General features: G+C 45.2%; 15 protein-coding genes. 9 read left to right on the top strand and 6 right to left on the bottom strand.

Going from position 1 to position 12727, the window contains the following annotated elements:
* Nucleotides 1-12: 12 nt before the first annotated feature.
* The 4 genes from zwf to EJ063_RS00060 all read left to right on the top strand — a co-directional run bounded on the left by zwf (nt 13) and on the right by EJ063_RS00060 (nt 4049).
* A complete protein-coding gene (gene zwf, locus EJ063_RS00075; protein WP_167469873.1) occupies nt 13-1515 on the top strand; it encodes a glucose-6-phosphate dehydrogenase in 1503 nt (500 codons plus the stop codon).
* Complete coding sequence (gene pgl / locus EJ063_RS00070) at nt 1512-2228, top strand: 6-phosphogluconolactonase (RefSeq protein WP_126571971.1); 717 nt, start codon at nt 1512-1514, stop codon at nt 2226-2228. Before zwf ends, pgl begins: the two co-directional genes overlap by 4 nt.
* A gap of 35 nt (nt 2229-2263) precedes the next feature.
* Nucleotides 2264-3712, top strand: coding sequence for a decarboxylating NADP(+)-dependent phosphogluconate dehydrogenase (gene gnd, locus EJ063_RS00065; protein WP_126571970.1), 1449 nt, complete (start codon nt 2264-2266; stop codon nt 3710-3712).
* Between the two features lie 142 nt (nt 3713-3854).
* The gene (locus EJ063_RS00060; protein ID WP_126571969.1) at nt 3855-4049 is read left to right on the top strand and encodes a hypothetical protein; all 195 of its coding nucleotides are present in this window, start codon (nt 3855-3857) and stop codon (nt 4047-4049) included.
* A gap of 41 nt (nt 4050-4090) precedes the next feature.
* Here the strand turns inward: EJ063_RS00060 and EJ063_RS00055 are convergent, their stop codons facing one another.
* Complete coding sequence (locus EJ063_RS00055) at nt 4091-4531, bottom strand: YtoQ family protein (protein WP_126571968.1); 441 nt, start codon at nt 4529-4531, stop codon at nt 4091-4093.
* 17 nt (nt 4532-4548) lie between these two features.
* A complete protein-coding gene (locus tag EJ063_RS00050; protein ID WP_126571967.1) occupies nt 4549-4851 on the bottom strand; it encodes a putative quinol monooxygenase in 303 nt (100 codons plus the stop codon).
* Nucleotides 4852-4949: 98 nt separating this feature from the next.
* Here EJ063_RS00050 and EJ063_RS00045 point away from each other — a divergent pair, with 98 nt between their 5' ends.
* Nucleotides 4950-5354, top strand: coding sequence for a VOC family protein (locus EJ063_RS00045; protein WP_126571966.1), 405 nt, complete (start codon nt 4950-4952; stop codon nt 5352-5354).
* Here EJ063_RS00045 and EJ063_RS00040 read toward each other — a convergent pair.
* Complete coding sequence (locus EJ063_RS00040; RefSeq protein WP_126571965.1) at nt 5344-7113, bottom strand: sigma-54-dependent Fis family transcriptional regulator; 1770 nt, start codon at nt 7111-7113, stop codon at nt 5344-5346. The two genes, EJ063_RS00045 and EJ063_RS00040, sit on opposite strands and share 11 nt — an antisense overlap.
* Nucleotides 7114-7378: 265 nt before the next feature.
* Between EJ063_RS00040 and exaC the strand changes: the two genes are divergently transcribed.
* Entirely contained in the window at nt 7379-8899 is a 1521-nt protein-coding gene (gene exaC / locus EJ063_RS00035; protein WP_126571964.1) for an acetaldehyde dehydrogenase ExaC, read from the top strand.
* 17 nt (nt 8900-8916) lie between these two features.
* On the opposite strand, the gene EJ063_RS00030 is transcribed toward exaC, so the two are convergent.
* The 3 genes from EJ063_RS00030 to EJ063_RS00020 form a co-directional block, all read right to left on the bottom strand.
* On the bottom strand, nt 8917-9102 hold the full coding sequence (locus EJ063_RS00030; protein WP_126571963.1) for a hypothetical protein: 186 nt from the start codon (nt 9100-9102) through the stop codon (nt 8917-8919).
* A gap of 148 nt (nt 9103-9250) precedes the next feature.
* Nucleotides 9251-10015, bottom strand: coding sequence for a sulfite exporter TauE/SafE family protein (locus EJ063_RS00025; protein WP_126571962.1), 765 nt, complete (start codon nt 10013-10015; stop codon nt 9251-9253).
* An 87-nt stretch (nt 10016-10102) separates the two neighbouring features.
* Nucleotides 10103-10933: a DUF6279 family lipoprotein gene (locus EJ063_RS00020; RefSeq protein WP_126571961.1), complete on the bottom strand. Its 831-nt coding sequence runs from the start codon at nt 10931-10933 to the stop codon at nt 10103-10105.
* 379 nt (nt 10934-11312) lie between these two features.
* Between EJ063_RS00020 and EJ063_RS00015 the strand changes: the two genes are divergently transcribed.
* From EJ063_RS00015 to EJ063_RS00005, 3 genes are all read left to right on the top strand, one after another.
* Complete coding sequence (locus tag EJ063_RS00015) at nt 11313-11684, top strand: cystatin domain-containing protein (protein WP_126571960.1); 372 nt, start codon at nt 11313-11315, stop codon at nt 11682-11684.
* 83 nt (nt 11685-11767) lie between these two features.
* Entirely contained in the window at nt 11768-12196 is a 429-nt protein-coding gene (locus tag EJ063_RS00010) for a DUF3010 family protein (protein ID WP_126571959.1), read from the top strand.
* A gap of 178 nt (nt 12197-12374) precedes the next feature.
* On the top strand, nt 12375-12727 hold a 353-nt coding region (locus tag EJ063_RS00005), incomplete at its 3' end, for a PAS domain-containing protein (protein ID WP_244225119.1).

Raw genomic sequence — 12727 nt, 5'->3', positions numbered from 1 at the left:
AAGGGAAAGATGATGGTAATACCAGAAAACAGCAGCATCGTTATTTTTGGTGCTTCGGGTGACTTGACCTACCGCAAGTTGATCCCTGCTTTGTACCACCTTTATGCAGACAAGCAGCTTCCAGAAAACTTCGCTATTTTGGGTGTAAGCCGCACTGAATACAGTGACGAGTCATACCGAGAAAAGCTGAAGCAATCGCTTCAAGAAATGGAAAAAACGGAACCAGCAACGCTTGATGCGTTTATGAATCACCTTCATTACCAAGCGATCAACACGTTTGAAGTTGATGATTATGCGAAGCTTGCGACTCGACTTGACGAGTTAAATACTCAATACCAATTTGAGTCTGGCAATATCCTTTTCTATCTCTCAACACCACCAAGCCTCTACGGTATCATCCCTGCTAACCTTGCAGCTCATGGTCTAAATGACGAGTCAAACGGCTGGCGTCGTCTGATCATCGAAAAGCCATTCGGCTACGACTTAGAGTCAGCACAGAAGTTAGATAAAGAGATCCACGATCACTTCCAAGAGCATCAGATCTACCGCATCGACCACTACCTAGGGAAAGAGACAGTACAAAACCTACTGGTTCTTCGTTTCTCAAATGCGATGTTTGAACCACTATGGAACCGTAACTTCATTGAATACGTTGAAATTACAGGTGCTGAGTTCTTGGGTGTTGAAGAGCGCGGTGGTTACTATGATGGTTCTGGTGCTGTACGTGACATGTTCCAAAACCACTTGCTGCAAGTTCTTGCGATGGTTGGCATGGAACCACCAGCACAAATCAACGCAGATTCTATCCGTGACGAAGTGGTTAAAGTCCTTCAGTGTCTTAAGCCGCTTGAGGAAGAAGACTTACGCAAAGATCTCGTGCTTGGTCAATACACAGCATCTGACGTCCGTGGCCAACACCTAGTCGGCTACCGTGAAGAGAACGGCGTTGCCGATGACTCTCGCACCGAGACTTACATTGGCCTAAAAGCTCACATCAATAACTGGCGTTGGAACGGTGTACCATTCTATGTGCGTACAGGTAAACGTCTCCCAACACGTGTGACCGAAGTTGTGATTCACTTTAAGAACACACCGCACCCAGTGTTTGGTCAAGATGCACCAGAGAACAAGCTCATTATCCGAATTCAGCCTGACGAAGGCATTCAGATGAGCTTCGGCCTGAAAGAGCCTGGTGCTGGATTCAAAGCGCGTGAAGTGAAGATGAACTTCTCTTATGCGGATCTTCAAGAAACGAATATGTTAACGGCTTATGAACGTCTACTTCTTGATGCATTGAACGGCGATGCAACGCTATTTGCCCGTACCGATGCAGTAGAAGCGTGTTGGAAGTACGTTCAACCAATTTTAGATTTCAAACAAGATCCTCAAGCACTCTTTGGTTATGCTTGTGGTACTTGGGGCCCTCAAGAAGCGGATGAACTTCTTGAACGTGACGGCCGAGCATGGCGTTTCCCTTGTAAAAACCTAACAGATACGGATTACTGCGAACTATGATCAATCACAAGATTTTTCAAACCGCTGAGCAGGTAGTTGAAAGCCTAGCGAATGATATGAAAACCTTCAGTGAACTAGGCCGTCCTGTGCACATTTCACTGTCTGGTGGCAGCACACCAAAAATGCTGTTCAAACTTCTAGCGCAAGCACCATACGCAGAAGGCATTCAGTGGAACAACCTGCACTTTTGGTGGGGTGACGAGCGTTGCGTGGCACCTGATGATGCTGAAAGCAACTACGGTGAAGCGAATGCGCTTTTGTTCAGCCAAGTAAGCCTGCCAGTAGAGAACATTCACCGTATTCGTGGTGAAGATGAGCCAGCAGTTGAAGCGAAACGCTTTGCAGAAGAAATGGCAGCCGTGATTCCATGTGAAAACGGTACGCCAGTATTTGACTGGATTCTGCTAGGTGTTGGCGCAGATGGCCACACAGCATCACTATTCCCAGGTCAAACAGACTATCAAGATGAGAACCTATCAGTATTAGCGACTCATCCTGAATCAGGCCAAATCCGCGTTTCTAAAACCGCGAAAGTGTTAGAAGCCGCAAAACGAATCAGCTACCTAGTACTGGGTGCAGGTAAAGTTGAGATCGTAAACGAAATTCATACTACTCCGGCAAGTGAACTGCCTTACCCGGCAGCGAAAATCCAGTCTAAAACTGGCGAGACAGAGTGGTACTTAGATTCAGACGCAGCAGCAAAAATCGCTTAATGCGAGCGTCCATATAGGAAAATTGGAGAGAAACAATGAAAGGTGATATCGGTGTAATTGGCCTAGCAGTAATGGGTCAGAACCTTATCCTAAACATGAACGACAACGGTTTTAAAGTTGTTGCTCACAACCGTACTGCTGCGAAAGTAGACGAGTTTCTAGAAGGCCCAGCAAAAGGCACAAACATCGTTGGTGCATACTCTCTAGAAGAGCTAGTTGAGAAGCTAGAAGCGCCACGTAAAGTTATGCTAATGGTTCGCGCTGGTGCAGTTGTTGACACGTTCATCGACAACCTCATCCCACTTCTAGATGAAGGCGACATCATCATTGATGGTGGTAACACTAACTACCCAGACACTAACCGTCGTGTAGCGCATTGTCGTGAGAAAGGCATCCACTTCATCGGCACTGGTGTATCTGGTGGTGAAGAAGGTGCTCGTTTTGGTCCTTCAATCATGCCTGGCGGCGCTCCTGAAGCTTGGGAAGCGGTTAAGCCAATCTTCCAAGGTATCTCTGCAAAAACTGACGCTGGCGAGCCTTGTTGTGACTGGGTTGGTAACGACGGTGCTGGTCACTTCGTTAAGATGGTACATAACGGCATCGAATACGGTGACATGCAGCTTATCACTGAAGCTTACCAGTTCATGAAAGACGGTCTTGGTATGTCTGCAGATGAGATGCAAGCAGTATTCGCTGACTGGAACAAGACTGAACTAGACAGCTACCTAGTAGAAATCACTGCTGACATCCTTGGCTACAAAGATGAAGACGGTGAAGCACTTGTTGAGAAGATCCTAGACACTGCAGGCCAAAAAGGTACTGGTAAGTGGACTGGTATCAACGCACTAGACCTAGGTATCCCACTGACTCTAATCTCTGAGTCTGTATTCTCTCGTTGCCTGTCTGCTCTTAAAGACCAACGTGTTGAAGCGGAAGCTTTGTTTGAGAAAACAATCACACCAGTTGAAGGCGACAAGCAAGAGTGGGTTGATGCACTTCGTCAAGCTCTACTAGCTTCTAAGATCATTTCTTACGCTCAAGGTTTCATGCTAATGCGTGAAGCATCGAACGAAAACGGCTGGGACCTAAACTACGGTAACGTAGCGCTAATGTGGCGTGGTGGTTGTATCATCCGCTCTGCATTCCTAGGTAACATCCGTGATGCGTACGAAGCAAACCCAGACATCGCGTTCCTAGGTTCTGACGACTACTTCAAAAACATCCTACAAAGCAGCCTAGTGGCATGGCGTAAAGTAGCGGCGAAATCTCTTGAGTCTGGTATCCCAATGCCATGTACGATTTCTGCGCTATCTTTCCTAGACGGTTACACAACAGCTCGTCTACCAGCTAACCTGCTTCAAGCTCAACGTGACTACTTCGGTGCTCACACTTACGAGCGTACAGACCGTCCACGTGGTGAGTTCTTCCACACAAACTGGACTGGTACAGGCGGCGATACAGCGTCTACTACTTACGACGTGTAAGAAATAACTTAAAGGTGGAGTACGGTATTTATTAATACCCGGATCTCCTACTATAATTAAGTTGCATAAGGAGGATGCTTAGTTACTAAGCATCCTCTATTTTTTGAAACCTAAACATGGAACTGCATAACCTGCAGAAACGGTGACCGAATTAACCTGGATGGTTAGAAAAATCATAATTGAGGCTCTTGAGATGACTATTAATAAGTACTTTGTATTCGTTCCACAAACTGAGGAACAACACACTCCAAAGGACAATAATGTGGTATCAGAAAAGGAAACTCAACGTCAGGCTTTAGTAAAACAGGCGCAGCAACAAGGCGCATTAATCGGCTAGGTTTTAAAATTAAAGAGGAGCTAATTTAGCTCCTCTTTTCATTACGAGTTAATCACGTAACTGAGTAGCTCGACCACTTGCTCTGGCGTTTCAGCCCAAGCCATGGCAGCGGCATCCACCTCTTTGAGCGGATGTATCAACGCTTCGTCATGCAAAGTAATAAACGGTTTACCAAGAGCTGCTAGCGTACCCGCATCAAAAGCCGCATTCCACTGACGATATTTGTCGCCAAAGCGCACCACACCTATATCGCACTGCTTAATCAGCGTCGATGTTCGAATTGCATTGACCTTTGAAGACTGATGATCGCGCCAAAAGTTGGATTCATTCGCTCTAAGCAAGTCTCCTGCTGCGTCACTAGACTCGTGATCCGTATTGGCAGAAAAGAAATGAACATTAAGATCACGCGCCTTTGCACCCTCAATAATTCTTTCACGCCAATCGGTATGGATTTCTCCGCTCAGATACACTTTCCAAAGCATGCGCTTCTCTCCCTTTGTTATTTTTTGCTATTCATCATAACGACATTTGAACGAATGACCGATTGCTCAACAACAATATTGGCCAACTTTTCTCGGCTAGATAAATAATGTGGTGTCGTTTTGTGTTCAGCTAGCGCTTTTGAAGAATGATAGATTTCATAAAGATGGAATAACTGCGGGTTATCTGTGTCTCCGAGAACATCAAATTGTATACAACCAACCTCATTACTAACTGAAGATTTCGCGTTCTCCTGCATGATTGCTAGGTACTCCTTTTCTTTACCTTCCTTCACACGATTAGAAACTACTATACAGTACATACTCATCATTCTTCCCTGAACTGATTATCACGTCATTGCCATATCATGAAATTATTGTATACAATAATAAATAAAATTCAATACAAGGAAAAGTCGTCATGGAAAGACCAACATCGTTTTCGGGGATCAGGCATATCGCCTTGGTGGTGCAAAAGTTTGAGGAATGTGAAACGTTTTATACCGATATTCTAGGCATGAAAGTTCTACGCCGTGCGAGCAAGAATCTGATTTACCTGACTAACGGCTGCGACAACCTCTCATTAGGCCGTGCCACTGCGCAAAGAATATGCTCGCCTATTAGCGTCGATCATTTTGGTTTGATTGTGGATAGCAAAGAGCAATTACACGAATGGTATGAATACATGCAGTTTAAAGGCGTGACATTACTCGACGCCCCACACGACCATAGCGATGGCGCAAGAAGCTTCCATTGCAAAGATCCCGAGGGACATGTCATTCAACCGCTCTATCATCCGGCCATATCTGGTCAAACTATTCGTTAGACGGCAAAAGCCCCAACACTTTAAGCTTGCGATAGACAGTATTGCGACTCACGCCCAATACGCGTGAAACCTTACTTATATTGCCTTTATGGCTCTGGTAAGCCGTGATTAGGGTTTGATTTAATGTCGTATTGAGATCGGCTTCCTGACACTCATCTACGGCTTTCGCTTGGCTCATCAACGGCTGAGCAAAATGCTGCGGAATATGTTCTGCTGTCAGCTCGTCTTGTTCATTGGCAATAAGTGCTGTCACCTTAAGAAGGTTATCCAGTTCCCGTAAATTTCCCTTCCAGTGGTAGCTTAGCAGCCCTTCCATTAAAGCGGGGGAGATCGACTGATAGCCTTGCTTATACTTCCCGAAGATGGCTTGGATAAGGCTTTCTTTGTCTTGCCTTTCTCTGAGTGGAGGTAAAGTCACAACCAGACCGTTTAAACGATAGTACAGATCTTCTCTAAACTTACCTTGCTCGACCAATTGCTGAAGGTTCTGGTGTGTGGCGGAGATGACTTGGATATCGACACGATGGCTTTTTGCCTCACCAACCGGCATGACCATCTTGTCTTGTAAAACGGTTAGCAGGCGGCACTGCGCATCTAACGGCATTTCTCCGATTTCATCGAGGAACAACACCCCTTTATCCGCTTGCCTAATCTTACCCAAATAGCCATTTTTGCTCGCGCCCGTAAACGCGCCGGGAGCATGGCCAAACAATTCCGATTCGATGAGATCTTTAGGCAAGGCACCGCAGTTGACTGTGATTAACGCATGCTTCGCTCGGTCGCTTTGTTTGTGCAACGCTTTGACAAATTCGCCTTTGCCAACCCCTGTTTCTCCAAGGATAAGCAAATTAATATCACGCCCTATCACTTTGTTTGCCTGCTGCCAAGCAAGTTCAATCTTGTCTTCTCCATAATGGAGCTGACTGGATGGGGTTAAGCTCTTTTTCGGTAGCGTTCGCTTGCCGAGCCCCTTTTTGTCGAAGATGAGAGGTTGCGACCCCATATTAGATCGTTCAAAGAGCGTATCAATACTCGCCCCCACTAGTGTTACATCAGGGATTAGCTGCGCCGCCACTTGGTTATGAGCTAATACTTCACCATGCTCGTTAGCAATGACGATCCCTTGCCAGCCACTTTTTAATACCGATTCATCGTGAGCGACATTGATTTGAATCGCACCATCAGGCGTATGGGTCAGTAGGTGGTTTTCAATGAGCTGCACCATATTCTGCACCAGCACTTGCGTGGTCACATCATGTCGACTCTGCTCACTGGTAATATCAAGCACACCCACTAGCTGCCCTTCAGGATTAAACAAAGGGCTCGCAGAACAGCTGATAAAGCGATGCTGTTTGATAAAGTGCTGATCACCGATGATAGACACTGCCCTTTTCTCATATAGGGCCGTGCCAATTGCATTGGTCCCTTTCAGCTTTTCTTGCCAGCAACTTCCTGGCTCAAGTGCGATGGATAACAGACGTTCACGAAATCTATCTTGGCCCCAAGCGGCAAGTACTACCCCATCAGGGTCGGTTAAGATTAAGCGGCTATCACTATGAGCAAGCACTTGATTGAACAAAGGAAGTGCCGACTCTTTTACCGCCTCAATGACCGCTTGCGACGTGTAGCATCTCTCCTTCAACATTGAGTTAGGCAGGTGGATATCGTCAGGCTTTTTGATTTGTTTCAAGCCTGCATTGGAGCTCCTCTCCCAAGAAGAAGCGAGCCAACCATCTGTTGAGAAAGATTGTAATTCCATAGCTGTCCCAATATTGAACAATCAAAGTGTTCCAATTTTGAACAACTGAACAGTTACCTTTTGCTGTTCAGTCACTCCCTCTGTTTTAAACGCCATCTCGTAGCCTTTGAATACTCTAGCCTCAGATAAAAATTACAACAAGTTTTTAACATTTGGTCTGTGATTTGCGTTACCTACTTTGATAACTCGCGAATTGTTCACCGTCCATCGGTGACAAATTAGCGACTTAAAAACTCAAAGAAGTGAACACAATAAGGAAATTTTTATGATTTACGCGCAACCGGGCAGCCAAGGTTCAGTCGTTAACTTTAAGACACACTATGACAACTTTATCGGGGGAGAATGGGTTAAGCCTGTCTCTGGTGAATACTTTGACAACACGTCACCTGTTAATGGCCAAGCCTATTGCCAAGTCGCTCGCTCTGGTGAAGCTGATATTAATTTGGCGCTTGATGCCGCTCATCAGGTTCGCGCTAGCTGGGCAGCGACCAGCGTAACTGAACGTTCAAATATACTTCTAAAGATTGCCGACAGAATTGAGCAACATATTGAAGAACTAGCGGTTGCTGAAACTTGGGAAAATGGCAAACCAGTCAGAGAAACGCTAGCGGCCGATTTACCGCTAGTGGTTGACCATTTCCGCTACTTTGCAGGTTGTATTCGCGCACAAGAAGGCAGCGCGGCCGAGCTTGACGTCAATACTGCCAGCTACCATTTTCCTGAACCGATTGGCGTTGTAGGGCAGATCATTCCATGGAACTTCCCAATGTTAATGGCTGCTTGGAAACTCGCTCCCGCATTAGCCGCAGGTTGTTGTGTGGTACTCAAACCCGCAGAGCAAACCCCAACTTCCATTCTATTATTGATGGAAAAAATCGGCGATCTTATCCCGGCAGGCGTTGTTAATATTGTGAACGGCTTTGGTAGTGAAGCAGGCCAAGCGCTTGCCACCAGCAACAGAATTGCCAAACTGGCCTTTACGGGTTCAACAGAGATCGGTAACCATATTCTTAAATGCGCGGCAGACAGCCTAATTCCTTCGACAGTAGAGCTAGGCGGTAAGTCACCGAATATCTATTTCCCTGATGTGTTTGACCACGAAGATGAATATCTTGATAAATGTATTGAAGGTACTCTGCTGGCTTTCTTCAACCAAGGGGAAGTCTGTACCTGTCCTTCACGGGTGCTGGTGCATGAGTCGGTATACGATCAGTTCATTGCTAAAGTCGCAGAGCGCGCTAAGACCATCCAACAAGGCAATCCACTCGATACGGACACTCAAGTTGGTGCACAAGCGTCACAAGAGCAGTTCGATAAAATTCTAAGCTATTTAGAGATTGGCCGTCAGGAAGGCGCGAAAGTGGTGTTTGGTGGTGAGATCTCGCAACAGACCGGTGACATCGGTTCTGGTTACTACATTCAACCGACCTTGCTTGAAGGCAACAATAAGATGCGAGTCTTCCAAGAAGAGATCTTCGGCCCTGTAATTGCAGTTACTAAGTTCAAAGATGAAGCAGAAGCACTCGCCATTGCCAATGACACGGAATATGGCCTAGGCGCAGGTGTTTGGACTCGTGATGCGAACCTAGCGTATCGCATGGGTCGAAACATTGAAGCGGGACGAGTGTGGGTCAACTGTTACCATGCCTACCCTGCTCATGCGGCATTCGGTGGCTATAAAAAGTCTGGTATCGGCCGCGAAACGCACAAAATGATGCTCGACCATTATCAGAACACGAAAAACCTACTGATCAGTTATGACGTTAATCCATTAGGTTTCTTCTAACTCTCGATGGAGCGCCGCTAGGCGCTCTTTTTTTCGCTTTTTCTCTTATCGTTTAGATACAACATGCCGCTGGCGACTAACGCGATTAACGAAACCGTAAACAACGCGGGCATGCTTAACACCCATGCAAACGTCGCGGCAAGAAAAGCAATGAAGGTAATCATTCGGCTGCTCGACATCACTCTGCCTAGTTTTCTATCCATAATTCCTCCTACATCTGACAAGGTTCACTTCCAGGTTGAAGTGCCCTCTATTGGATGTATTCAGTATGCCAAGATCGAAGCTAAATTAACCTAAATTGAACTCAAAAGAGCTCGGCATGTGACCATGCTCAATTGCTCACTATTTGTTCTAAGCATAAGTATCAATAAAGAAATAAACCGTCATCACAATGCTCGAAAAACCCACAAACCCTTTGACGTATTTCTGCTCAATCTGACGCGATACACGTGCTGCTACGTAGCCACCAGATAAAGTGCCAAGCATCACCGCGACGCCTCGTCCCCAATCGATCGAGCCATCAATCACAAAGATAATAATCGCGACAATAGACACGCACGAAGAGATCAGCAATTTTAGGCCATTCATTTGGTTGATGTCGCGATAACCCGCCAAGACTAAATAACTTAATACCACCACACCAAGACCGGCATTAAAAAATCCGCCGTAAGCCGACACGACAACCAACATGATGGAGATCGCAGCCAAACCCAATTTTGAACCATTACTTGATGATTGAGATATACGGCTTAAGGCACTGCTAAGCGTCTCACCAAACAAAAACAGTAAGGTCGCGAAAAGTAAAAGCCATGGAATAGCCGTTAAGAATTGCGTTTCTGAAACGGTCAGGAGCAAATAGGCGCCAAGAGCACCACCGATAAGGCTCAAGACAATCGTCGGTGCCAATCGTTGTCCAGTGTTGGTAATATCGTCACGAAAGCCGTAAGTACCACTGATATAACCGGCACAAGCGGCAAAGGTATTCGTTGCGTTAGCAATAACAGGAGGCACGCCAACGAACATAAGAGCAGGAAAGGTAATAAAACTCCCTCCTCCGGCGATGCTGTTTAGTATCCCACCAAGGACGCCCGCACCAAACAATAGAATCCATTCCATTTTAATGACTGTGTTAGAAAACAATCCTTTACTCTAACCCGCCTTGGTGATTGTTCAAATAGTCAGCGATCTCATTTGTACGGATGTCTATAAAACAGATTGAGCCAGATCTTTCCAATCTTGCAACTCTTCACGGTAATATTCCGTTTGCTCATCCGTCATGGCGTTAATCACTTTCACCAAGTACTGATTACCAATTTTCTTATTGAACTCTATTTTTTTCTCTAGATGAGGCGGGTACAAACTGTCAGGGTTAAACATCAGCTTGTTAAACTGGGGCTGAAAGCTCGCGACATTAAGTCTGTGATCAAGCAAGGAGTTCACTTCGATACGCATATTGGTTTGATAGTTGATCCAATCCTCTGTGGTGACATAGAGCTCATCGACCCAATCATCAACTATCTTCAACTGATCTTGGGTTAAATCATCCATCCAGGTTTCGAGGCTATCGACGATGCGTTCTTTGTATCGCGCTTTCGTTTCGACTTCGCTGAGCTTTTGGTACTTTTTCTTATATTTAGTGTGCCGCACTCGTATGCTGTCCATCAATTCATCAACTTGGCTATCCGATAGCTCTGTCGCCAACGCGTACATCTCAGGGGCAATTCGAGCGACCAAACGAAGCGAGTGCTGCTGTATCTTATCTTGCTGCACTTGTAACTGCTCGATAGTGAAGCCCTGTGGTTCAATCGCTATGAGTTCATCTAGGTGAGCAATATAATTCGGGATCTCTTCTCGGCGGTGCCATTCACTTAAGACTTCAATCTTTCGTTCTACCAGATCTTCTTGCGCGTTATCGAGCTCGACATAATCTTCTAAGTATTCGACCAACAACCAATCCATATTGTTGTAGACGAACTTGGAACTACACCCGATAAGCGCACTACATATGATGAGTAATAATCCAACTTTCCTCATTTCCTTGTCCTATGCATCCACTGCCTTCAACGTTATCGTTATCCATGTCGCGATACCATCGACACTATTTAGACTAAGCAATTCAAATACCAAGTCCGTGATACCTAAATCAATACACGAAATATCAAGCAGTTAGATTTCCCCCCAACTCGACTCACCGATATAAATATAGCTCAATTGCCGCTTTATTCTTAGAGAGCGGCAACAGCTCATCGCATCAACTTTCTACAGATGAGCCGTTTTGTTGTTAATAAAAGGCGTTATTCTGACTTTGTTTTGATGTTGAACTCTTATGAGTAGTTATACTCGGTGCATATTCTGTTTTGTAGGTTACTTTTAATACATAACCGTCAGTTAACTATTTTGCCAAGGAGTTATCATGAATAAAGTATGGTTAGTTTCTCTAACAGCTCTCGCCACACTAGCCGGCTGCAGCCAAACAACACAGCCAGAGAAAGATCCCGCGTCAATCAGCCCGATGTGCCGCACCGAAGCACTTGCAGGTGGCTGGAGTGTTTCTGAGCTAACCCCAGAAGCTCAGCGTGCCGTCAATACAGTACTTTCTCAGATGAATACCGCATCAAAGCTAAAACAAGTCAACGAAGTCAGAACACAAGTTGTTAACGGCGTCAATTATGCCATTGAGTTCACTCTTGAGAATGGCGAAGTTTGGCATACGGTTGTTTATAGAAACCTGAGAAATGATTATATGATTGAAGAAGTCGCTCAACTCGGACCGTTGTGCCCTTAGACACCAGAAACGAAGCGCAATGACTATCTTTTACGGTGACTTGCTCGCTATAATGCCCGCGATATTACTAACTAGGTATAAACATGAAAATTTGTGGTGTTGAACTTAAAGGCAATGATGCCGTAATCTGTCTTCTTTCTCATGCGGATAGCGTAGTCCACCTACCGGATTGTCGCGTTGCTAAAATTTCTATTGGCAACGCAAATGACACTGAAGAAGTTCGTAAGTTCCAATTCTCATTCGCTAAGCTGGTTGAAGACTACCAAATTGAGAAAGTAGTCATTCGTCAACGCCAAACGAAAGGCAAATTTGCAGGCGGTGCCGTTGGTTTCAAACTCGAGGCAGCGATCCAATTGATTGCTGGATTGAACGTAGAGGTTGTTTCTACAACAGAAATTAAAGAAAGTTTGAAACGTAACCCGCTTGCTATTCAGTTTAAAGAGACCGGACTGAAACAATACCAAGAACAAGCATTTTCAACCGCTTACGCTTGTGCAATGAAGCGCGGTTAATGGTTGATGAAAGTCCAAGATTCCACTTGGACTTTCTATAACAAATGTATTCCTCCACACAATCACCTCAATTTGCCATTCAATACACTCCTCCTCGCCGTAATTATTTGCTGTAATAACTGAAGCAGACTAACCTTATGTAAAACAACATGCATATAGCTATTCAGGGGGTAACTGAATGAAATTTTCTCTGCCTTCACTATTTACGACCGAAACATCATCAACAAACAAACCTAGTGATTTTAAGAACAACGTTCTCGATACTTTATCTGATGGTATCGTCATCTGTGACGGTATTGATGACAGCCACAGCATGTTCTACGTCAACCCCGCTTTCGTTAGCTTTTATCAGAGTGATCACAAGAGCCTAATTGGTCAGAAGTTTCTCGAATTTTTCCATCATCGGTTGTCAGAACAGCACTACAGCAAACTTTGTAAGACCATCAGAACCAAGTCAGCAGCTTACATCGAAATAGCGGTTGAATCAGATGGTATCGATAAGACCATTCGGCTCCATGTAGAGCCAATGTA

This window comes from Vibrio aquaticus (assembly GCF_003970385.1).
Lineage (GTDB): Bacteria > Pseudomonadota > Gammaproteobacteria > Enterobacterales > Vibrionaceae > Vibrio > Vibrio aquaticus.
This window is presented reverse-complemented; position numbering and strand designations above follow the sequence as displayed.